The organism is Paractinoplanes globisporus DSM 43857 (assembly GCF_000379645.1).
GTDB lineage: Bacteria > Actinomycetota > Actinomycetes > Mycobacteriales > Micromonosporaceae > Actinoplanes > Actinoplanes globisporus.
In genome coordinates, this window is record NZ_KB903295.1 from 415,991 (window position 1) to 437,255 (window position 21,265).

18 protein-coding genes are annotated in these 21,265 nt (G+C 71.4%); 11 read left to right on the forward strand and 7 right to left on the reverse strand.

All coding sequences use genetic code 11. The annotated features are described in order from the left end of the window. Positions 1–50 precede the first annotated feature (50 nt). Both A3CQ_RS0108675 and A3CQ_RS0108680 read right to left on the reverse strand, forming a co-directional pair. Positions 51–2,009, reverse strand: a complete 1,959-nt coding sequence (locus tag A3CQ_RS0108675) for an ATP-binding protein (RefSeq protein ID WP_020510536.1) — start codon at positions 2,007–2,009, stop codon at positions 51–53. Between the two features lie 86 nt (positions 2,010–2,095). Further along, positions 2,096–4,186 carry a transglycosylase domain-containing protein gene (locus A3CQ_RS0108680; RefSeq protein WP_020510537.1) on the reverse strand — a complete coding sequence of 697 codons (2,091 nt, stop codon included), beginning with the start codon at positions 4,184–4,186 and terminating at the stop codon, positions 2,096–2,098. 412 nt (positions 4,187–4,598) lie between these two features. Here A3CQ_RS0108680 and A3CQ_RS0108685 point away from each other — a divergent pair, with 412 nt between their 5' ends. Both A3CQ_RS0108685 and A3CQ_RS63595 read left to right on the forward strand, forming a co-directional pair. Continuing rightward, a complete protein-coding gene (locus A3CQ_RS0108685; RefSeq protein ID WP_026205466.1) occupies positions 4,599–5,219 on the forward strand; it encodes a DUF6230 family protein in 621 nt (206 codons plus the stop codon). Between the two features lie 107 nt (positions 5,220–5,326). Beyond that, positions 5,327–7,048 carry a DUF6114 domain-containing protein gene (locus tag A3CQ_RS63595; RefSeq protein ID WP_020510539.1) on the forward strand — a complete coding sequence of 574 codons (1,722 nt, stop codon included), beginning with the start codon at positions 5,327–5,329 and terminating at the stop codon, positions 7,046–7,048. On the opposite strand, the gene A3CQ_RS0108695 is transcribed toward A3CQ_RS63595, so the two are convergent. Then, positions 7,045–7,431: a DnaJ family domain-containing protein gene (locus tag A3CQ_RS0108695; protein ID WP_020510540.1), complete on the reverse strand. Its 387-nt coding sequence runs from the start codon at positions 7,429–7,431 to the stop codon at positions 7,045–7,047. The genes A3CQ_RS63595 and A3CQ_RS0108695 overlap by 4 nt on opposite strands. A gap of 11 nt (positions 7,432–7,442) precedes the next feature. Further along, positions 7,443–8,108, reverse strand: coding sequence for a TetR/AcrR family transcriptional regulator (locus A3CQ_RS0108700; RefSeq protein WP_020510541.1), 666 nt, complete (start codon positions 8,106–8,108; stop codon positions 7,443–7,445). 80 nt (positions 8,109–8,188) lie between these two features. On the opposite strand from A3CQ_RS0108700, the gene A3CQ_RS0108705 reads away from it, so the two are divergent. From A3CQ_RS0108705 to A3CQ_RS0108725, 5 genes are all read left to right on the forward strand, one after another. Beyond that, the gene (locus tag A3CQ_RS0108705) at positions 8,189–8,929 is read left to right on the forward strand and encodes a DUF4386 domain-containing protein (RefSeq protein ID WP_020510542.1); all 741 of its coding nucleotides are present in this window, start codon (positions 8,189–8,191) and stop codon (positions 8,927–8,929) included. Between the two features lie 285 nt (positions 8,930–9,214). After that, a complete protein-coding gene (locus A3CQ_RS0108710) occupies positions 9,215–9,484 on the forward strand; it encodes a DUF2277 domain-containing protein (protein WP_020510543.1) in 270 nt (89 codons plus the stop codon). Between the two features lie 895 nt (positions 9,485–10,379). After that, on the forward strand, positions 10,380–11,372 hold the full coding sequence (locus tag A3CQ_RS0108715; RefSeq protein WP_020510544.1) for a polysaccharide deacetylase family protein: 993 nt from the start codon (positions 10,380–10,382) through the stop codon (positions 11,370–11,372). Positions 11,373–11,453: 81 nt separating this feature from the next. Next, complete coding sequence (locus tag A3CQ_RS57180) at positions 11,454–13,148, forward strand: family 43 glycosylhydrolase (protein WP_020510545.1); 1,695 nt, start codon at positions 11,454–11,456, stop codon at positions 13,146–13,148. Positions 13,149–13,325: 177 nt separating this feature from the next. Then, a complete protein-coding gene (locus A3CQ_RS0108725; protein WP_026205467.1) occupies positions 13,326–14,261 on the forward strand; it encodes a hypothetical protein in 936 nt (311 codons plus the stop codon). Between the two features lie 103 nt (positions 14,262–14,364). On the opposite strand, the gene A3CQ_RS0108730 is transcribed toward A3CQ_RS0108725, so the two are convergent. The 3 genes from A3CQ_RS0108730 to A3CQ_RS0108740 all read right to left on the reverse strand — a co-directional run bounded on the left by A3CQ_RS0108730 (position 14,365) and on the right by A3CQ_RS0108740 (position 17,225). Next, positions 14,365–15,099, reverse strand: coding sequence for a YcnI family protein (locus tag A3CQ_RS0108730; protein WP_020510546.1), 735 nt, complete (start codon positions 15,097–15,099; stop codon positions 14,365–14,367). Between the two features lie 109 nt (positions 15,100–15,208). Beyond that, the gene (locus tag A3CQ_RS0108735) at positions 15,209–16,564 is read right to left on the reverse strand and encodes a sensor histidine kinase (protein ID WP_020510547.1); all 1,356 of its coding nucleotides are present in this window, start codon (positions 16,562–16,564) and stop codon (positions 15,209–15,211) included. A gap of 1 nt (position 16,565) precedes the next feature. Continuing rightward, positions 16,566–17,225, reverse strand: coding sequence for a response regulator transcription factor (locus A3CQ_RS0108740; RefSeq protein WP_020510548.1), 660 nt, complete (start codon positions 17,223–17,225; stop codon positions 16,566–16,568). A 103-nt stretch (positions 17,226–17,328) separates the two neighbouring features. Here A3CQ_RS0108740 and A3CQ_RS0108745 point away from each other — a divergent pair, with 103 nt between their 5' ends. From A3CQ_RS0108745 to A3CQ_RS0108760, 4 genes are all read left to right on the forward strand, one after another. Next, complete coding sequence (locus A3CQ_RS0108745) at positions 17,329–18,441, forward strand: LolA family protein (protein ID WP_026205469.1); 1,113 nt, start codon at positions 17,329–17,331, stop codon at positions 18,439–18,441. A 75-nt stretch (positions 18,442–18,516) separates the two neighbouring features. Beyond that, positions 18,517–19,671: a tryptophan synthase subunit beta gene (trpB, locus tag A3CQ_RS0108750; RefSeq protein ID WP_020510550.1), complete on the forward strand. Its 1,155-nt coding sequence runs from the start codon at positions 18,517–18,519 to the stop codon at positions 19,669–19,671. Further along, on the forward strand, positions 19,668–20,408 hold the full coding sequence (gene trpA, locus A3CQ_RS0108755; protein ID WP_020510551.1) for a tryptophan synthase subunit alpha: 741 nt from the start codon (positions 19,668–19,670) through the stop codon (positions 20,406–20,408). Before trpB ends, trpA begins: the two co-directional genes overlap by 4 nt. Positions 20,409–20,439: 31 nt before the next feature. Continuing rightward, on the forward strand, positions 20,440–21,204 hold the full coding sequence (locus tag A3CQ_RS0108760) for a GntR family transcriptional regulator (RefSeq protein WP_245577125.1): 765 nt from the start codon (positions 20,440–20,442) through the stop codon (positions 21,202–21,204). Positions 21,205–21,265: the final 61 nt, after the last annotated feature.

Here is a 21,265-nt window from a genome sequence, read left to right on the forward strand (position 1 = left end):
CCGCAATCTTCTGTGCGGGAGCTGTGTACACCACGACAGGAAGCTGCCGATCAGCTGTGTACTGCCTCCACCGCGGCGGGCGACAGCACGGGGAGCGTCACGGTGAAGACCGAGCCCCGCCCGACCTCCGAGCTCGCCGAGACCGTACCACCGTGCTCGGTGACGATGTCGCGGACGATCGCGAGGCCGAGGCCGGGGCCCTGAACCGCCTGGTCCATGGCGTTCGTGGCCCGGTGGAACGGCGTGAACAGGCCGGGCAGGTCGTCGGCGGGGATGCCCATGCCGGTGTCGGTCACGGTGATCGTCGCGGTCGTCTCGTCGGCGGACAGGCGTAGCTCGAAGCGCCCGCCGGCCGGGGTGAACTTGATCGCGTTGTCGACGAGCTTGCGCAGCGCCAGCTCCAGGTGCGGCCCGTCGCCGAGCACCCAGGCCGGCCCCGCGTCGAGCACGCCGGCCACGTTCTTGGCCCGGGCCGCGGCGGCGGCCCCGTCATGCACGCCGGTGAGCATGGCGGCCAGGTCGACCGGGGCCGGGTCGGCGCCGATCCGCTCGCCGGCCCGGTCGAGCAGCAGCAGGTCGGCGACGGTGGCCTGCAGCCGGTGGGCGTTGCGCAGGATCGCGCCGAGGCTGCGCCGCTGCATCGGCGAAAGGCCGTCGTTCTCGCCGTCGGACCCGCCGCCGGACTCGCCGCCGGACTCGCCGTCGGTGAGCATCTCGGTGTAGCCGATGATGCTGGTCAGTGGGGTGCGCAGTTCGTGCGTGACGGTGGAGACGAAGACATCCTTCTGCTCGTCGAGGGTCCGCAGCTCGGTGATGAGCCGGGTCTGCCGCAGGCGCATCCGCTCCTGGCGCACCGCGTGGTCGATCTCCCGGCACAGGGCGGCGAGCTGGGTGCGCTCGGCCTCGGTCCAGTCGCCGCCGGCCCGGGTGACCAGCACGAGGCCGGGCGGGCAGTCGTCGTCGCCGCTGAGCGCCACGGCCAGCCCGGCGTCGAGCTCGCGCACCGTGCCGGGCTCGCCCGCGCGGATGTGCCGCACCAGCTCGGCGGCGGGCGCGGGAGCCTCGTGCGGCCAGGTGACCGCGAGGCCGGCGCCCGGGCCGACGGTGGCCCGGGCGTAGACGGCGTCGCCGCCGAGCGCCTCCGCGATGATCCGGGCGACCCGGTGGCCCTTCTCGGTGAAGTCGCGCTCGCCGCGCAGCTCGGCCGCGACCCGCTGGCGCAGCTCGCCGGCCCGGGCCCGGGACTGCTCGTCGGTGATCAGCCGCTCGGTCTCGGCGGCCAGGTCGTTGAGGGTGCCGACGACCGCGCGCAGCTCCCACGGCCCGGCCGGGCGGGCCCGCGCCGACCGGTCGCCGTCGGCGAGGCGGCGCAGCGTGTGCCGGATGTGCTCGAGCGGGCGCAGCAGGTGCCGCTGGTGCATCCAGGCGAGGCCGAGGCCGGTGAGCAGCACGAGCACGGCGAGCACGGCGAACAGCAGCTGGATGCGGTGGGTGTCGCGGCGGTCGGCGGCCATGACGGCGGCGCGCTCGGTGTCGAGGCGCTGGGTCACGGCGGCGTTGACGGCGCGCAGCTCGTCGAAGATCCGCTTGCCGCGGGCGGCCAGGTCGGGGTCGGCGTCGGCGACACCGGCCGAGACGATCGGGACGCCGTACGCGTTGAGCCACTGCGCCGCCGTGGCGCGCTCGGTGTCGACCAGCCCGTGCAGCGTCCGGCTGGTGGACCCGGCGGCCAGCCGGTCGAGCGCCTCGGACGCGCCGGTCCGGCCGGTGTCGTACGGGGTGAGGTAGGCGCGCTCGCCGGTGAGCTGGAACCCGCGCACCCCGGTCTCGGCGTCGGTCATCGACTGCAGGACCTGGTGGTTGGCGTCGAGCAGGCGCTCGAGGCGACCGAGCCGCCGCTCGTGCTCCTCCTGCAAACGGTCGCCGGCCACGACCTGCAGCAGGACGAGCGCGAGGAAGAGCACGCACAGGATCGCGAATCCCGCGGCGACGCGGTGCCTGAGATTCATGCCGGGCGCTCCCGCTCAGGGGTGGTCACCCTCCTCAATTCGGCAGGTGACCACCCTTTCCTGACCCGTTTCAGCCGCCTTGTGCTTCAGCCGCCGAAGGCGATCTCGTCGCTGGGCGGGGTGAAGTCGGGGTAGTCGCCGTCGCCGACCGCGGCCCGCAGTGCCTTGCCGACCGCGGTGACGACCTGGGACTCGACCGCGCTGCCGACGTGGTCGGACGGGTTCGCCGGATCGGCCGCGATGCCGGCCGCGGCCATCGTGCGGGTGAAGCCGACGAAGGTCTCCGTACGGTTGTCCTCGGTGCTGCCGGTCTTGCCGGCCACCGGCCGCCCGCCCATGATCGAGTCGACCTGGGCGGCGGTGCCGCCGTCGCACCGGCCGAACGCGCCCTGCTGGCCGACCGGGCAGCGGGCCGCATCGGTGGCGGCGCGCGCGATGTCCGGGTCGAGCACCTGCTTGCACGTGCTGGAGACGGCGACCTTCGCCCCGTCGGCGCCGGTGATCGACTGGACCGGCAGCGGCGCGCAGTAGGTGCCCTCGGCGGCCACCGTGGCGTAGGCCGAGGCCAGCTCGAGCGGGGTCGTGTCGATGACGCCGAGGGTGAACGAGCCCCAGCTGTCGGCGCTGTTCTTCGCCATCTCGGCGTCCTGCGGGGAGCCGAAGCTGATGCCCAGCTTCTTGGCCTCGGCCACCGCGGCGGCCGGGCCGACCTGCTCCTCCAGGTGCACGAAGTACGTGTTCACCGAGCGGCCGAACGCGTCCCACATGGTGCGGAAGCCGTCCATCCAGGCCGGGTTGCTGTTGCCCGGGCAGTACTTGCCGCCGCAGCTGTCCGGGCCGCTGTCCGGCCACTCGGTGGGCAGCTTGGCCGGCGCGTCGAAGCCGGTGTCCAGCGGCATGCCGGCCTCGAGCGCGGCCAGCATGGTGAACATCTTGAAGGTGGAGCCCGAGGGGTAGCCGTGCAGGTTGGGACCGCCGCTGACCAGCGGGTTGACCGTGTTCGAGATGCCCTTGGCGGTGCTGTAGTGGCGGTTGACGGCCAGCGCCAGCACCTTGCCGGTGCCCGGTTGGACCACCGCGATCGGCAGCACCTTCTTGCTGTTCAGGCCGTAGACCGAGCGGGACTGCTCGGCGGCGGCCTTCTGCACGTCCGGGTCGAGCGTGGTGACGATCGTGTAGCCGCCGCGGCGCAGGGCCGTGTCGCGCTCGGCGGTGGTCTTGCCGAACTGCGGCTGCGAGTCGAACCAGCTGCGCACGTAGTCGCAGAAGAAGCCCCACCCGTCGGCCGTGCCGGAGGCGTCCACGCACCCGTTGGGCTGAGTCTTGCCGGTGAAGGTGAGCTTCTCGGCGGCGGCCGCCTTCTGCTGGGCTGCGGTGATCATCCCGGCCTTCTGCATGGCGCCCAGCACGTACAGCTGGCGGTCCTTTGCCCGCTTCTTGTCGCCGCTGACCGGGTTGTCGGCGTCGGGTGACTGCACGATGCCGGCGATCATGGCGGCCTGGGCCAGGTCGAGCCGGGCCGGGGTGACGCCGAAGATCCGGCGGGCGGCCGCCTCCACGCCGTATGCGCCGTCGCCGAAGTACACGATGTTCAGGTAGTTCTGCAGGATCTGCTGCTTGCTGAGCCGCTGCTCGAGCTCGATCGCGTACTGGATCTCCTTGAGCTTGCGGCCCGGCGTGTCCGCGGTGGCCTCGGCCCGCTCGGCGGCGGTGAGCGTCGGGTCCTCCTTCAGGACGTTGCGCACCACCTGCATGGTGATCGTCGAGGCGCCCTGCGCGGCCTGGCCGCTCTGCGCGTCGGTGACCAGCGCGCGGACGGCGCCCTTCAGGTCGACGCCGCCGTGCTGGTAGTAGCGGACGTCCTCGGCGGCCACGATCGCCTGCTGCATGACGCCGGCGATCTGGCCGAGCGCGACGTCGTGCCGGTCCTCGTCGTAGAACGTGGTGATCAGCGTCTTGCCGTCGTTCGCGTAGACGCGGGTGACCTGGGCCGTCGGCGGGTTGAGCAGCTGTTCGGGCAGCTCGGCGCGCTGCTGGTCGGACCAGTGCGCGGCCGACAGCAGGATCACGCCCGCCGGTATGGCCGCGACGCCGACGAGGGCGCCGATGAGTATCAGGACGCCGCTCAGCCGGGCCAGGGCGCCCCCACGCCGCAGTCCGGGTTCTTCCGGTGCCATCCCCACGATCCTTCCCCCGAGATCCGTTGAGTGGTCAGACATCTAGTCGGTAGCACCGGTACCTGAGTGCTGGCTGGGTTTCGTTACTGATCCGTAACCTTCGGGGCTCCCTATACACGTGGTGACCATCACATCGGTCATCGGCCACGGTTCTGTCCAAATTAGGTGGGGAAGTCCCGGCGATCCAATGGCGAATGTCACTGTGCGTGATCAACTTTGAGTGAGCTGGGTTACTGACTGGTAGGTCCGCCACTTGTAACCGCTGAGCAGGGGCGGCAACATTTCCCGCACGTTAATCGACGGCATCGACGGACCTCTCTGCTGACGGTGGATTCGACAGGGTCGCCCGTCGATGCGAGCCCATGGCGGTGAGGCCTGCGAGCCGTCTGACATTCCATAGGAGGATCCGTTGATGGATTCGCAAGAGGCGATGGAGGGGCGCACCAACTGGAAGCGCTTCGCGGTCGCAGTGGGTGTGCCCACGGTTGTCGCGGGCGGCCTGGTTGTTGCGCTGGCCCAGGGCGCTCTGGCCGCCAGCTTCACCGTCTCCGGTCAGGACTTCCACCTGACCGCGTCGCACCTGCACGGCGACGGCTTCGTTCAGTACAGCGGCGCCGACATCACCAAGACGGGCGCGAAGGCCGTGGCCGTGTCGGGCATTCAGTCCGCCACGATCAACGACCTGTGCCAGTCGGTCGTCGGCGACACCCCGCTCGGTAAGTTCACCCTGCGTATCGAGGCCGGCAAGACCGCGGACCACAAGCAGGTCAGCGCCACCGACCTGCTGATCGGCATGTCCGACCTCAGTGGTGACGCGACGTTCACGTCGATCAACATCGGCCAGGACGCCAGCACCCTCAACCAGGCCGGCGCCAACGCCCACGGCGCCGTCGGGGGCTTCGGTCAGGGCGCCTCGAGCGTGGACATCGACAACCTGAAGCAGACCGCGACCTCGACCTCGGCGGGGACCTTCTCGCTGCAGGGCATGCACCTGGCGCTGCTGGGCGGCGACCACGACTGCTTCAACGGCTGATACTGCACCCTTCGGGGCTCGCGAGACTGCTCGCGAGCCCCACCCCTTTGTTCGGCTATCTTCTCGACCGGCGTCATGACCGATGTATGTGTGTGGAAGGACTAGTAGTGGCAGCGACTGACGGTTTCTGGGGCAAGTTCCGCCACTGGCGTCGGCGCCGCCCGTTCTGGGGCAGCCTCATCATGCTGATCGCCGGCCTGGAGCTGCTCTACACCGCCAACGCGGACCTCGGCGACCTGAAGGTGCACATCGGCCCGCAGGGCTTCCTCTCCTACGTGGTGCCGCTGGTGATCATCCTGTGCGCGCTGCTGGCCGCGTTCACCCCGGCCCAGCGGTTGTTCTACGGGATCGTCGGGCTGCTGGCCTCGCTCTACTCGTTCATCGGCCTGAACCTCGGCGGCTTCTTCCTCGGCATGCTGCTCGGCATCCTCGGCGGCGCGCTGGTCATCGCCTGGGGACCGCCCAAGCGGCGGCCCGGGACGCCGCTCGCCGGCCCGCCGACCGATGAGCCCACCGACCACCACGAGGACGGCCCGGTCGACGTCGGCGACGACATCTTCAACGAGCGGCGCGACATCGACGAGACCCAGCAGATCGAGATCGCCGGGCACGACGACCGGCCGCACGAGCCCGCCGGGCCGGGCGGGCCCGCCAGCCCGCCCGGCCCGGCCGCACCCGCCGGCTCGCCCGGGCCGCGCGGGGCCGCTGGGTCGCCCGGCCCTGCCGGCTCACCTGGGTCCGCCGGCTCGCCTGTCCGGCCCGCCAGTCAGGGCGCCGCGCCGGAGGAGCCGCCGACGGCCGGGGCGCCCCGCGCGGCGGGCCTGCAGCGCCTGGCCCGCAACCCGCGGGCCATGGTGCTCGCGCTGGTGCCGGTCGCGGTGACCGCCACGATCATCGCCGCCGGAAGCACCCTGCCGGCCAGCGCCGACGACGAGTGCCCCGCGGGCCTGCCCTCGATCGCCACCACGACCACCTCCCCCGCGGCCGCCGACCCCGCCAAGAAGAGCGCGGCCGCCGCGAAGACCACCGAAGCCGCGGCGGAGAAGACGACCGCCGCCGCCGGGAAGACCACGGCCGCCGCGGACCCCACCACCACCGCCACCGCGACTCAGGAGAGCAGCACCCCGATCCTCGACGGCATCGAGGGAGTCGTCGACGGCGTCAGCAACCTGCTCGGGATCGGCGACGAGACCCCGAGCACGTCGCCTTCCCCGTCGGTGACCACCACCACGCCCGCCGCCGATCCCACCACGACGGCGCCGGCCGCCGACCCCACCACCGGTTCCACGACCACCGCCACCAGCGCCGAGCCGACCAAGACCACCAAGGCCGCCGCGGCGACGACCGCCGCGAGCGACGACGTGATCCCCTGCCTCGGCCCCCGCGTCTTCGGCAAGCTGGCCAGCGCCGACGACATCCCGACCGTGGCGAAGAAGCCCGGCGCCATGGAGGTCGACTCCCTGACCATGTACAACTCGACGTACGACGGCGTGGTCGACATGCCGACGGCGGGCGGCGGGTCGTACAAGGCGCTGAAGTTCAGCATGGACAAGGCCGTGAACAAGCCGTTCAAGCTGACCGTCGACGAGCCGAACGGGGCCCAGACGGTGATCTCCAGCAAGGAGCTCACCACGACCGGGACCGTGAAGTTCTACACCCCCGAGTTCAAGGGCAACCTGTTCGGCCTGATCCCGGTCACCTTCACGCCGTCACAGCCGCCGCCGCTGACGCTGCCGGTCCTCTGGTTCACCGACGTGCACATCCAGCTCGCCTTCGTGCGCAGCGACGTTCTCACCGGCGACCCGCTCCACGTGCAGGAGATCAGCTAGGCCCGGCGCTCCCGCCAGCCCGCCACCACCCGGTCGGCGTCTCTCGGCGGGAGCACCACTGGCGGCCCATCCATCAGACCGACGTTCGCCTTGCGGATGCGCTCGTTGAGCTCGGCGACGTAGTCGCGGACCTCACGCTCGGTGCGCAGCCGGTCGACCCGGGCCTCGAGATCCTCCACGTCCCGGCGCAGCGCCAGCGTCGGCGGGATCACGCCCGCGGTGGCGCCCTCACGCTCCAGCCAGTCCTTGACCCACCAGTCCTCCTCGTACTCCCGGCCGTGGCCGGGCAGGGGCTTGCCGGACCCCTGGAGGTTGTCGAACTCGCCGCGCTCGGTGGCCTCGCGCAGCTGCCGGTCGATCGACGACTCGTACCAGTGCACCATGCTTCACAAGTTTATTTCGCCGCCGCCTCGAGCCCGTCGAGCACCCGCCGCAGCCCCCACAGGAACTGCTCGGTGCCGACCCAGGTGGCCATCACGCCGGTGGCGGCGGCCGTGCGGGGGAACGCCTGGGCGGGCACCTCACCCAGAGCGGCGTGGCGCGCCGCAATCCTTTCCGCCTCCGGCGGCAGCGGTCCCGGAGGCCCGTCGGCTACCTCCAGCGCGGCGGCACCCAACACATAGACCATCAGCGTGTACGACGCTCGCGCCGCCGACGCGGCATCGAGGCCACTCGCGGCGAGCAGGTCGAGGAGGAGCTCGCCGAGCCGGAGAGCGTGGGGGCCGTCCATCGGGCCGCCCAGCATGAGCGGGACGGCGCCCGGGTGCGCGACGAGCCGGCTGCGCAGGCCGATCGCGAGCGCCTCGACCGCCGGTCGCCAGTCGCCCTCCGCCGGGGCCTGGACATCCTCGAGGATCCGCTCCACCAGGGCGCGCTCGACGGCGGCCTTGTCGGGGAAGTACGTGTAGACCGCGTTGGGCGCGACCCCCACGGCGGCCGCTATCCGGCGGATCGAGGCGGCCTCGGCACCGCCGGCGTCCAGCAGGGCCAGGGCAGCGTCGACGATCTCCCGCTCGGTGAGGGCCCGGCGCGGTCCCGGCTTCCGCCTCGTCTCGGCCATGCGTGCCATCCTCCTTGACAACATCTCTGCACACCGTACAGCATTGGGTAACTCTGCACGGCGTACAAGATTGGAATGTCATGAGTATTCGCAGGGCAAACGGTCTTTTCTTCCTCATCGCGGCCGTCTCGTTCGGCGTGGCGTCGAGCATTTTGTCGGCCACCTTCGACTGGCCGGACATCCTCCGCGCGCCGGCGCCGACAGTGCTGGCGGCCTTCGAAGGCGGGGGCGATTCGCTGGTGTGGACCTGGTTCGCCACGGCCTGGACTTACGGTCTGCTGGCCATACCGATACTCCTTCTCCCCCGGGCCCTGCGCCTGCCCGCCCCGCGCCTGCCCGCCCTGCGGATGGCGACGTTGATCGGCGCCGCGTCGGTCCTGTTGTCGGTGATCGGCTTCCTGCGGTGGGTCTTCGTGGTCCCGCCGCTGGCCCACTCGTGGACCTCCGGCTCCCCCGTCACCCGCGCCGCGGTGGAGGCCGCGTGGACGGCTCAGCACCAGTTCGGCGGGGCCCTGCTGGGCGAGCATCTGGGGCAGCTGCTGGCCATCGTGTGGTCGGTATCGGTGAGTATGATCGCGCTGCGCGGCGGGGTGCTCCCCCGATGGATCGGCTGGGCCGGGCTGGTGGCGTCAGCGCTCTACCTGCTCAACCAGGGCGATGTGATGGCCACGGCCCTGCCCGGCTTCCCGGTGTGGGACGCGGCCGGGTTCCTCGGCAGCACGGCCTGGGGGCTCTGGATCCTGGCCCTGGGCGTGACGCTGCTGCTGCCGGCCCGCAGCCCCCATGACGTTCCCGCGGAGCGTGCCTTGGCCGCGGCGTAGTGCCGGTCCCAGCCCGCAGGCACCGTCGTTTCGGCCGAGCGTATGTTGGCCGCGGCGTAGCGCCAGTCCCAGCCCGCGGGCCCCGTCGTTTCGGCCGAGCGTATGTTGGCCGCGGCGTAGCGCCGGTCCCAGCCCGCAGGCACCGTCGTTTCGGCCGACCGTGTGCCGGCCGTGGCGTAGCGCCGTTCCCCGCCGGAAGGCCCCCGTCGTTTCGGCCGCCCGCGAAGTTTCTGTCGGACCCTCGGCGTAGGTTGGGCGACAGCCCGAGTGGGAGGACGAGACCCGATGTGCCGGAACATCCACCAGCTGCACAACTTCGAGCCGCCGGCCACCGCGGACGAGATCCGCGCCGCCGCCCTGCAGTATGTGCGGAAGATCGCCGGCACCACCCGGCCATCCCAGATCAACCAGGAGGCTTTCGACCGCGCCGTCGCCGCCGTGGCCGCCGCGACCGCCGACCTGCTGGGCGAACTGACCACCGTCGCCCCGCCCAAAAACCGCGAGATCGAGGCCGCCAAGGCCCGAGCCCGAGCCGAACGCCGCTACGCGTCCTGACACCACGCAGCGCGGCCAGACGTTGCGCCGGCACGCAGCGACGCGCCTAGCCTCGCCCGCCCACGGTGAAGCGCCAGGCCTCGCCGCGCCCCCTTCGTGGTTGCGGCCCTGCCCGGTCACGATGGGCGCTGTCGTGCACGTTCCGTGGGCGGTCGTGCACGTTCCGTGGGCGGTCTTGCCGGGTCGCCACGGCCCAGCCGGTCGTGCCGGGTCGCCACGGCCCGACCGCTGCCCAGCCGCACTTAGCGCGCTCGCGCACGGCCCGCGAGTGGTCGCGCTGAGTGGGCACGGTCCGGCCGCCGCCCGGTCGCACTGAGCGCGGTCGTGCACGGTCCGCGGGAGGTCGGGGCGGTCGCCACGGGCTGGCCGCCGCCCGGTCGCGGTGGACGCGGGCCGGGGCGCTTCGCGGGTGGTTGCTCTGCGTGCCAGGGGCATGGCTTCGGCCGTATTTCTTGATGCTGGCATGCGCCTGGCATGGGGAAACGTTCGGGGTGATTCCGAAACTTCCGGTCACACATCGGTACTGTGGGCGAGGAATGCTGCGTCGTGAGATGTGATCCGTCGGGGATCATCGGGGCCGCATGGGCGGTGGCCTGGGACTATGCGGCGACGAAGCGGCTTTGAGGGGTACCGCTAAGTTTCCGGAAGTTGTTGACATGGCGCGCCGTGCGGGCCAATACTGACGCCATCGACGGGACTCGATCGTCGTCGATGAGTGGGAGGGCCTCCGCGGTCGCGGTGGCCGAATCAATTCTGTGCTGGACATGACTTCGGCTTCCACCGGCCGGGGTGATTCCGGCTGCCCGCACAACAGCCTTGCCGGGGAAAGCCGGCCGCTTGAGAAAGGTTGCCCATGGACGCTCCCCCTGATGGTCGCCGCCGCGGACGCACGCGAATGATGACCAAGCGTTCCCTTCTCACCAGCATCGCCGTCGCGGCACTCGCCGCCGCGGGCACGATCGCCGGGCTCGCGACACCGGCGCAGGCCGCCACCTGCAACGGGTATGTCGGGCTCACCTTCGACGACGGGCCCTCGAACGACCACACCCCGGCCATCCTCAACGCGCTCCGGGCGAACGGGCTGCGCGCCACCATGTTCAACGAGGGCCAGTTCGCGGCCTCCTACCCGGCGCAGGTGCGGGCCGAGATCAGTGCCGGCATGTGGGTCGGCAACCACAGCTACACCCATCCCCACCTGATCCAGCAGAGCCAGGCCCAGATCGACTCGGAGATCTCCCGCACCCAGCAGGCGATAGCCAACGCCGGCGGCGGGACGCCCAAGCTGTTCCGCCCGCCGTACGGGGAGACCAACGGGACGCTGCAGGCGGTGGAGGCGAAGTACGGCCTCACCCAGATCATCTGGGACGTCGACTCGCAGGACTGGAACGGCGCGAGCGTCGACGCGATCGTCGCCGCCAACGCCCGGCTGAGCAATGGTCAGATCATCCTCATGCATGAATGGCCGGCCAATACCCTCTCGGCCATCCCGCGCATCGCCCAGGGCCTGGCGAGCCGGGGCCTGTGCGCCGGCATGATCTCGCCGCAGACCGGCCGGGCCGTGGCCCCGGACGGCAGCGGTGGCGGCGGGGGTGGCGGAGGCGGCGGAGGCGGAGGCGGCGGCGGTAGCTGCACGGCGACGCTGTCGGCCGGCTCGTCCTGGAGCGATCGGTACAACCTCAACGTCGCGGTCACGGGCTCGAACTCGTGGACCGTGACGATGAACGTGCCCTCCCCCGAGAAGATCATCGCCACCTGGAACATCTTGGCGAGCTATCCGAGCGCCCAGGTGCTGGTGGCCAAACCAAATGGCGCGGGAAACAACTGGGGCGTCACCATCCAGACCAATGGGTCGTGGACCTGGCCCACGGTCTCCTGCAGCGTGACCTGATCCTCACCACGACGGAGTGGGGCGCGGACCCGTTCGCGCTCCACTCTGGATTTTCGGCCGGACATTGATGACGATGCCTTCATGCGGAGCGCGGTGCGGGCGTACACCATCATGCTTTTGATCGTCGGTTCTGTCGCGGTGCTGCCGCAGGCGGCCAGCGCGGGCGAACCAACAGTCCAAACGACAGGCGGCGGCACGGCGGTCGGGCGGATCGCCGATGACCCGATCGCGCACGATCCCACGATGATCCGGCAGGGGCGGTACCACTACGCCTTCATCACCGGGGACATCGCGACCCGCACCTACCTGCCGATGAAACGATCCACCGACCTGCTGCACTGGACCGAGCTCGGCCCGGTCTTCACGACGCCGCCGGCCTGGGTCGTCCAGGAGCTAGGCATCACGCCGGGCGACTTCTGGGCACCGGACATTTCCTATTTCAACGGGGAATACCGGCTGTACTATGCGGCCAGCTCGTTCGGGACGAACAACTCGGTGATCGGGCTGGCGACAAATCGCACGCTCGACCCGGCGAGCCCGGACTATCGCTGGGTCGACCGGGGAATGGTGTTCCGCTCGACGACGGCCGACAACTTCAACGCCATCGACCCCGAGCTGACCGTCGACGCGGCGGGACAGCAGTGGCTCGCGTTCGGCTCGTTCTGGGACGGCATCAAGATGCGCCGCCTCGACCGGGCGACCGGCCTGCTCGCCGCCGACGACACCACGCTCTACTCGCTCGCCTCGCGCGGCGGCGCCTCGATCGAGGGCGCGTCGATCGTGCGGCACGGCCGCTACTACTACCTCTTCGAGAGCCTCGACTACTGCTGCCGGGGCATCGAGAGCGACTACCGCGTCGTGGTCGGCCGATCCACCAGCGTCACCGGGCCGTACGTGGACAGTGCGGGCGTGCCGATGCTCTCCGGCGGCGGGATCGAGCTGCTGCGCGGGTACAACGAGTTCCGCGGGCCGGGCGGGGGCGACGTCGACGGCAACCTCTACGTCCACCACTACTACGACCTGTACGACAATGGTCTGCCCAAGCTATCGGTACGACCCATCGAATGGCGTGACGGTTGGCCCACGCTCGGCGATCCGCTCTCGGGCAGCCGCGCGATCGGCCACGGCCCGGCGTACCTGACGCTGGTCAACCGGGTCGACGGGCGCGTGCTGTCGAACCCGTCCTGCGGCTACGAGGGCGCCGACATCGCGCTGGCCACCCCGACCGGCAGCCCGTGCGAGCAGTGGCGGCTGGACCCGCGCGATCCCGGCTACGTCAGCCTCGGCAACCGCTTCAGCAACAAGATCGCCGAGGTGGCGGCGTGCGTGAACGCGGACGGCGCACGGGTCGCCCAGTGGGGCTGGCTGCACAACGACTGCCAGATGTTCGCGATCGACCCGGCCACGGACGGCTGGTCGACGATCCGCAGCAAGCTCAACGGCCGCGTCCTGCAACCGGCGGCGTGCACCGGCGACCTGATCCAGACGGTGACCGCGAACGGCGCCGACTGCCAGCAGTTCCGCCTGCAGCCCACCGGCGACGTGTTGATCGCCGACCCGACCGGCACGAAGGCCCTGGACGCCTGCGGCCGCACGATCACGTTCCGGCCGCCGGGCCGGGCCGCCTGCCAGGAATGGCGTTTCGTGCACGTGGGCGACGGCTACTACCGCGTGATCAGCGGAAAGAAGTGGCTGCCCGGCGAGTGGCGCATCGAGACCACCCGGCTGGTGAACCGGGACGGCACCGCGCTTCCCTCCTATCTGGACACTCCGTGATTCCGGCCCGCTCGGGCACCGCCTCGACCACCGGCCGAACCAAATGTCGGTAGAACCACGGGACGCCGCGTTCGATCAAGAACCGTCGCCCGCGGGGGTGACTTCGCCCGGGTCACACCGGTCGTTGGATCCTGCGCCGCCGCACGCCGGGTGCCGCGAGGAAGCAGTCGACGCGCCATGGGCGAAGAACAGCAGCAGGACAGCCGGGCCGGCGGTACCGGACACTCCAGGCTGACGATCTATCTGATCACCGGGTTGGTCAATGGACTGACCATCGTCGGTTCGTTCGCCGACATCATCTCGTTGTACGCGCTGGACGGGCGGATCCTGCTCGGGCTGGCGGGATTCGGCGTGATCCTCCTGGCGATCACCATGACCATCGGCCGCTACAGCCTGACCCGGCGCGGGATGACGGTCGTCGGCGCCATCCTCGTGCTCTCGGTGGCGGGCGCCTGCGTCGCCGTGTCGCTCGCCAAGGGCAACGAACGCGCCGACAAGCCCATCGCGACGTCGCCGGGGACCCAGCCGGCTCCAGCGCCCCCCGGAGGCCCGTCGGCGATCTCGGTGACACCGAGCGCGCCGGGGACGACCGTGGTTGCGCCCGGCCCGGGCGCCGGAACCGGCGACGACGAAGGCATCCGGGTGGACACGCCGCCCGGTGGCCTGGTGGGTATCCCGCCCTACACGACCGGTCCGGCGCGGCAAACGACCCGCCCATCGCCGACCAAGTCGAAACGGCCGGCAACGTCACCGGCCGCGGGGACCGGCGACGGGCCCAGGCCGAGCGTCGGGATCTTCTTCCCGCAGTCCGGGGACAACGTGCGCCAGGCCCGGAACTCCAACGGGTACCTCGCGAACCTGAGCGCCGGCGACGAGATCTGGGCCCTGGTCCGCGCCGTCTCGGGCGGGCCCTACCGTCCGCAGGGACCGTGCCCGCACGACGCGGGGACGTGGTCCTGCGCGAATGTGCCGTATCCGAGCGCGGACGACTGCCAGCTGAGGGTCGTTGTCGTCGACGCGGCCGGCTCGCGGACACTGGCGGCGCACCGCGAGGACGGCGTCACCGGCGTCGCCGATCCGGCGGCGTGGGCGGACGTGCTTGTGAAGTGCTGAACCGACCACTCAAGCCCGGAACCGGCGCAACGGCCCGGTGTGGCAACCAGGCCGCTGCGCGCGGGCCACGGGACGGATCGATCCCCCGTACGGTAAAAGGAGCTCAACCCTTCGCGGCCGGAACCTTTTCCGCGGAGACGGGGGCCGAGGCCGCAGGCGAGGCCGGTTTGCGGCTCGTGCGCTGGAAGGCGAGCAGGGCCAGGATCAGCGCGAGCAGGCCCGCCACCAGGCCCGCGATGCCGAACGCGTCGGGGCCGTCATTGTCGCTGGACGATGAGGGCGCGGCGGCGGGAACAGCGGCGGCGGGAGCGGCGATCTTCAGGACGGGTGCGGGGTGGTCGGGCTCGGTGCCATCGGTCGACGGCTCGTCGATCCAGCGGACGATCTCGCCGTCGGAGTAGGTCTGCAGGGCCTTGAAGACCATCTGACCGCTGTCGGGGAGCGGGCCCAGCGAGACGTCGAACTCCTGGAACTGGCCGGGCTTGATCGCGGAGGTGGCGTCGGCGGTCCAGGTGATCTTGGAGACGGCCTCGGTGATCTCCGAGTCGTGGGACTTGATCGGGGTGGCGAGCTTGGATTTCACGGCCACGGCGGTCCAGCCGGGCACCGGCTTCACCGAGACCGACGCGATGGGCTGGTCGGCGGGCAGGGTGACCTCGAGCTTGGTGGTGTCGGCGCTGTCCTTCTCGTTGGGGACACGGAACGTCACCTTGGTGTAACCACCGGGAGTGGCGGTGTTGGGGTTGACGGTCACGTGCGCCGCGGCCGGGGCGGCCAGCGCGAGAGTCAGGCCGCCGACGACGGCGGCCACCAGGGCCGAACGCTTGAGCAGGGTCATCGGTGTCGATACCTTCCGCGTGGGTGGTCGCCCGGTGCCGGGCACGCCCCTTTGGTCGGTCTCGGTGTCCGGAAAGTTCCCGGCATACTTTCAGGTGACCGACAGGCTTTCAGGTGACCGGCAGACGGATGTCGACGCGGAGGCCGGGTGCGACGTCGCCGAGCGTGACCGTGCCGCCGTGCCGGCGGACCAGCTCGCGGACGATCGCGAGGCCGAGCCCGGAGCCGCCGCCGTCGCGCGCGCGGGCGTCGTCGAGGCGGGTGAAACGGTCGAAGACGCGTTCCCGGTCGGCGGGCGGGATGCCGGGGCCGTCGTCGCAAACGGTGATTCGTGCGTACCCACCCTCGTCGACCACCTCGACGCCGACCCGCGACCGGGCGTGCCGCTCGGCGTTGTCGAGCAGGTTGGCCACGACCCGGCCGATCGCGTCGGGCTCGACCGTCGCCATCACCGGCTCGGGCGGGCGGGAATAGCCGACATTTTGATAGCGGGAGGCGACGGCGGCGACCACGCCGTCGAGGTCGACCTCGGCCATCCGGGCCGCGGCGGGGCGGCCGGCCGGCACGCCGTCGTCGGAGCGGGCGAGCAGCAGCAGGTCGTCGACGAGGCGGCTGAGGCGGTCGACGTCGGTGAGCAGGTCGGCGGAGACGGCCGGCCAGTCCGTCTCGGGGATGCGCTGGGCGACCTCGATCTCGGTGCGCATGTTGGTCAGGGGGCTGCGCAGCTCGTGCGCGGCGTCGGCGACGAACGCGCGCTGCCGGGCGCGGGCCGCGTCGAGCCGGTAGAGCATGCCGTTGAGTGTCACGGCCAGCCGGTAGATCTCGTCGCGCGACTCGGGCAGCGGCAGGCGGCCGTGCCGGGTGCCGCCGGTGATCTCCTCGGCGCCGGCGCGCAGGGCGTCGACCGGGCGCAGCGCGGCGCCGAGGACGCGCCACATGATCGCCGCGAGCATGGCGACCAGCAGCGGGAACGCGATCAGCAGCGTGATCCGCAGGATGTGCACGCCCTGGCTGAGGTCGTCGGTGGAGCGGGCGACGAGCACCCGGACCGGGTCGCTGGGCGGGCCGGCGGTCACCATCACGACCCGGGCCTCGCCGTCGAGGCCGATGCGGTTGCCGGGGATCCGGGTGACGTCGCCGTCCTTGAGGCCGCGCAGCTCGTCGTCGTGCAGCATCGGGATGAGCCGGTCGGCGCCGGCCGAGACGGAGAGCACCCGGCCCTGACCGTCGATCACCTGGACCTGCATCGCCGGGTTGACCGGGATGGGCTCGCTGAGCGAATGCTGGTCGACCAGCTTGGCGACGCTGTTGGCCGTGTCGAGCGCCTCGGCGTTGACCGCGCGCAGCAGCGTGTAGTTGAGCACGCCGACCAGCAGGATGCCGCCGGCGGCCAGGCCCGCGGTGACCACGGTGACGGTGAGCCAGAGCAGGCGGGCCCGCAGGCTGAACTCGCGAGGCCGGCGCACGTCAGCCGCCCGACAGGCGGTAACCGGCGCCGCGCACGGTCTCGAGCCGTTCTCGGCCGATCTTGCGGCGAAGGTAGCCCACGTAGACCTCCACCGCGTTCGGCGCGGTCTCGACGGCCGCGTCCCACACGTGGTCGAGCAGCTCGATCTTGCTGACCACCTCGCCGGGGCGGCGCATGAGGTATTCCAGCAGGGCGAACTCGCGGGTGGTCAGCACGACCTGCTCCCCCGAGACCAGCACGCGGCGCTCGGCCGGGTCGAGCTCGATGTCGCCGTGGGAGAGCACCGGCGGGCGCTCGTGGGCGCCGCGGCGCAGCAGGGCACGCAGGCGGGCCAGCAGCACGATGTACGAGAAGGGCTTGGTCAGGTAGTCGTCGGCGCCGCAGTCGAGGCCGTCGGCCTGGTCGTACTCCCCGTCCTTGGCCGAGAGCATCAGCACCGGCACCCAGTTGCGCTCGGCGCGCAGCTGCCGCACGATCCGATAGCCGCTGAGCCGGGGCAGCATGACATCCAGGATCATCGCGTCGTACCCGCCGTGGCGGGCCATCTCGAGACCGTCCTGACCGTCGCCGGCCACATCCACCGCGAAACCCTCCGCCTGCAGGCCGCGCTGCAGCGCCGCCGCGAGACGGGCCTCGTCCTCCACCACCAGCAACCGCACGGGACTACCTTTACACGTAAGAGGCCACCCCTAGGGGAACCTCTCAGCGCTGTCACAGCGCTCGCGGCGCACGCTGGGTGGCAGAGAACGGGAGGTGGACATCGTGTCCGTGTTCAGGTCCAGGCCAGCACTGCGTTGGCTCGTACCGTCCGCCGCCGCGGTCATCGTCATCGGGGGTGGCGCCGCGGCCGGCACGATCGTCGCGAGCGCGGACCCATCGCTGCCGGATCGCAGTGCGGCTCAATTGCTCGTCGACATCCAGAACGCGAAGGTCGACGGCTTGTCCGGCACCATCGTCGAGAGCGCCGACCTCGGTCTGCCGGCGATCGCCGGCCTGGCCGGGGGCTCGGGGAGCACCGACGCGGGCGACCTCACCTCGCTGCTCGCGGGCAGCAACACCGCCCGGGTGTGGTACGCGGGTGAGGACAAGATGCGGCTCGCGCTGGTCGGCACCAAGGGCGAGACCGACGTGATCCGCAACCAGAACGACGTCTGGCTGTGGAACAGCGCCGAGAAATCGGCCAACCACCTGAAGCTGCCGGCCGACGGCAAGCCGGGTCACGCCGACCCGCTCGCCGGGCAGGTGCCCAAGACGCCGCAGGAAGCGGCCGACGCGGCGCTGGCCGCGATCGACCCGACCACCACGGTGACCACGACCGGCGCCGCCAAGGTCGCCGGCCGCGACGCGTACGAGCTGGTGCTCAGCCCGAAGGACTCGGCCTCGCTGATCGGCCAGGTGCGCCTGGCGATCGACGCCGAGCACCACATCCCGCTGCGCGTGGATGTGTACGCGAAGAACGCGACGAGCCCCGCCGTGCGGGTGGCGTTCCAGCAGATCAGCTTCGCGGTACCGGACGCCGAGCAGTTCACCTTCAACCCGCCGCCGGACACGAAGGTGACCGAGGGCTCGGCCGAGGGCCTGGCCAAGGAGCACCAGGCCGAGGCGGAAAAGGCGCAGGCCCGGGCCAAGGCCCAGCAGCCGCAGGTGATCGGCGACGGCTGGACGGCGATCGTCGAGGCCAAGCTGCCGAAGTCCGACGGCACCGAGTCGCAGCAGCTGGACAGCGTCCTGAAGATGCTGCCGGCCGTGAGCGGCTCGTGGGGCAGCGGGCACCAGTTCGCGGGGACGCTGTTCACGGTCCTGGTGACCGATGACGGCCGGGTCTTCGCCGGCGCGGTGACCCCCGAGAAGCTGTACGAGGCCGCCGCCAAGTAATACCGACAGTTCTAGAACTCTCCGCCACGTTGTGCAACACTGTGGCGGAGAGTTCTATAACTGTTGGAGGCAGCGATGACCCTCATGGCGGAGCCGGCCGCGGGCCGGTTCGGCGATTTCGGCGGCCGTTACGTGCCCGAGTCCCTGGTCCCGGCCTGTGCCGAGCTGGCCGGGGCGTTCCGGGAGGCGTGGGCCGACAAGACGTTCCGCGACGAGCTCGACCACCTCCTCGCGGTCTACGCCGGGCGGCCCACTCCGCTGACGCCGGCCCTCCGGCTCGGCGGCGAGCTGGGCATCGACCTCTGGCTCAAGCGCGAGGACCTCGCACACACCGGCAGCCACAAAATCAACAACGTGCTCGGGCAGGCGCTGCTGGCCCGGCGGCTCGGCCGCACCCGGCTGATCGCGGAGACCGGCGCCGGCCAGCACGGGGTGGCGACGGCGACGGCGGCCGCGCTGCTCGGCCTGTCCGCGACGATCTTCATGGGCTCGCGGGACATCGAGCGGCAGCGGCTCAACGTCTTCCGGATGGAGATGCTCGGCGCGACCGTGGTGCCGGTGACCAGCGGCAGCCGGACGCTCAAGGACGCGACCAACGAGGCGATGCGCGCGTGGGTGGCGGACGTCCCCCACTCGCACTTCCTGCTCGGGTCGGTCGGCGGGCCGCACCCGTACCCGTGGATGGTTCGGGAATTCCAACGCGTGATCGGCACCGAGGCGCGGTCGCAGGTGCCGTCGGTGCCGGACGTCGTGGTGGCCTGCGTGGGCGGGGGCTCCAACGCCGCCGGGACATTCGCCGGATTTGTCGACACGACGGCACGCCTGATCGGCGTGGAGGCGGCGGGTGGAGCGGCCATGACGGCGGGCGCGCCCGGGGTCGTGCACGGCTCCCGCTCGATGGTGCTGCAGGACGCGGAGGGGCAGATCGCCGAGGCCTCGTCCATCGCGGCCGGGCTCGACTACCCGGGGATCGGGCCGGAGCACGCTCATCTGGGCGCGCTCGGCCGCGCGGAGTATCGGACGGTGACGGACGCGGAGGTGGTCGCGGCGATCCACCGGCTGGCGCGGGCCGAGGGGATCATTTGCGCGCTCGAGTCGGCCCACGCGGTGGCCTGGGTGTTGCGGGCGGCCGGCTCCGCCGACCTGCCGGCCGGGTCGCGCGTGCTGCTCACGCTGTCCGGCCGCGGCGACAAGGACATGGTCACCCTGAGCGAGGGAGCAGACAAATGATTCCGTACGGAGGGAAGGCGCTGGTCCCGTACGTCACGGGCGGGATCACAGCCGACTGGACGTCTTATGTGCTCGCCTACGAGGCGGCGGGGGCGGACGCGATCGAGATCGGCCTGCCCTTCTCGGACCCGATGCTCGACGGCGTCACGATCCAGCAGGCCTCCGACCGCGCCCTGGCCCGAGGCGCGACGGTCGACGGCATCCTGGCCGACCTTTCGGAAATAAAGGTTGGCGTGCCACTTATCGCGATGACGTACGCGAATCTGGTCTTCCGAGCGGGGCCGGCGGTGTTCTGCCGGCGGCTGGCCGGCGCCGGCATCACGGGGTTGATCGTTCCGGACCTGCCGGTCGACGAGGCGGCGGCGGTCTCGGCGGCCGCCGCCGACGCCGGGGTCGCGCTGATCCTGCTGGCCGCGCCGGTCACTCCGGACGACCGGCTCGCCGAGATCGGGGCCCGCAGCCGCGGCTTCGTCTACGCGGTCAGTCTCATGGGCACCACCGGCGAGCGCGACACCCTCGACGCCTCCGCGAGCCGGCTGGCGACCCGGGTCAAGGCCGTCACCGACCTGCCGGTGCTGATCGGTTTCGGCGTCTCCACCCCGGCCCAGGCCGCCACCGCCGCCGAGTCGGCCGACGGCGTCGTGGTCGCCTCCGCGCTCATGCGGCGAGTCCTCGACGGCGCCACCCCGGACGACGTACGCACGGACGTCGCGGCCTTGCGGGCGGCACTCGGTTAATGTCTGGCACGCGGGTCACCGGGTGATCCGCGTGCCAGAGCCCCGGGAGGATTCGCTGACCGCGCCGCGCACGCCCAAGTACCAGGCCATCGCCAGCGACCTGGCGGCGAAGATACGGCATGGCGACCTGCCGCCCGGCTCGGCGCTCCCGCCGCAGAAGGAGCTGAGCGCGACCTACGGCGTCACGCTGGCGACCCTGCGGCAGGCGCTGCAGCGGCTCGAGGACGACGGCCTGGTCTCGCAGCAGGCCGGCCGGGGCACCTTCGTGGCCGAGCCGCGGGCGGCCTATCGCCTCGACTCGCTGCGCGGCTTCGCCGAGGATCTGCGCGCCCAGGGGCAGACCGTCAGCACCCAGATCCTCGGTCAGGCCGTCCGCAAGCCCCCGGCCTGGGTGAGCGCCGAGCTCGGCATCGACAAGGACGCCCGGGTCCTCCGGCTCGAACGACTGCGGTTGCTGGCGGGCCGGCCCGCCGTACACCAGTTGTCGTGGATCCTTGATGTTGATCTTGCCGACGTGGATCTCAGTGGGACGTCGCTGTATGCGGCGCTGGCCGGGCGGGGTGTCGTCGTGCACCGGGCTCGCGAGGTCGTGCGGCCCGGAGTGCTCGACGCGGTGACCGCCGACCTGCTGGGTCATCCGGCCGGTACGCCCGCGTTCGTCTCCGACCGGGTGACCTACGGGCTCGACGACGCGCCGCTGGTCTTCGACCGGGCCACGATCCTCGGGAACCTCCTGGAGATCCGCACCGAGCGAGCCGTCAATGGTCTGTCCATGCAGTGGAGCCGCCAGGTCTGACCAATCCACCGGTCTTGCCGCGCCGAATCCAGCGCGGCGTGAGGTAAGCCACTTCCCTCGC

Bases quoted from the DNA above. Each gene is read 5' to 3' on its own strand.
- A3CQ_RS0108675 (WP_020510536.1), bottom strand. From the start codon at position 2,009: ATGAATCTCAGGCACCGCGTCGCCGCGGGATTCGCGATCCTGTGCGTG.
- A3CQ_RS0108680 (WP_020510537.1), bottom strand. From the start codon at position 4,186: ATGGCACCGGAAGAACCCGGACTGCGGCGTGGGGGCGCCCTGGCCCGG.
- A3CQ_RS0108685 (WP_026205466.1), top strand. From the start codon at position 4,599: ATGGATTCGCAAGAGGCGATGGAGGGGCGCACCAACTGGAAGCGCTTC.
- A3CQ_RS0108695 (WP_020510540.1), bottom strand. From the start codon at position 7,431: ATGGTGCACTGGTACGAGTCGTCGATCGACCGGCAGCTGCGCGAGGCC.
- A3CQ_RS0108700 (WP_020510541.1), bottom strand. From the start codon at position 8,108: ATGGCCGAGACGAGGCGGAAGCCGGGACCGCGCCGGGCCCTCACCGAG.
- A3CQ_RS0108705 (WP_020510542.1), top strand. From the start codon at position 8,189: ATGAGTATTCGCAGGGCAAACGGTCTTTTCTTCCTCATCGCGGCCGTC.
- A3CQ_RS0108710 (WP_020510543.1), top strand. From the start codon at position 9,215: ATGTGCCGGAACATCCACCAGCTGCACAACTTCGAGCCGCCGGCCACC.
- A3CQ_RS0108715 (WP_020510544.1), top strand. From the start codon at position 10,380: ATGATGACCAAGCGTTCCCTTCTCACCAGCATCGCCGTCGCGGCACTC.
- A3CQ_RS57180 (WP_020510545.1), top strand. From the start codon at position 11,454: ATGCGGAGCGCGGTGCGGGCGTACACCATCATGCTTTTGATCGTCGGT.
- A3CQ_RS0108725 (WP_026205467.1), top strand. From the start codon at position 13,326: ATGGGCGAAGAACAGCAGCAGGACAGCCGGGCCGGCGGTACCGGACAC.
- A3CQ_RS0108730 (WP_020510546.1), bottom strand. From the start codon at position 15,099: ATGACCCTGCTCAAGCGTTCGGCCCTGGTGGCCGCCGTCGTCGGCGGC.
- trpB (WP_020510550.1), top strand. From the start codon at position 18,517: ATGACCCTCATGGCGGAGCCGGCCGCGGGCCGGTTCGGCGATTTCGGC.
- trpA (WP_020510551.1), top strand. From the start codon at position 19,668: ATGATTCCGTACGGAGGGAAGGCGCTGGTCCCGTACGTCACGGGCGGG.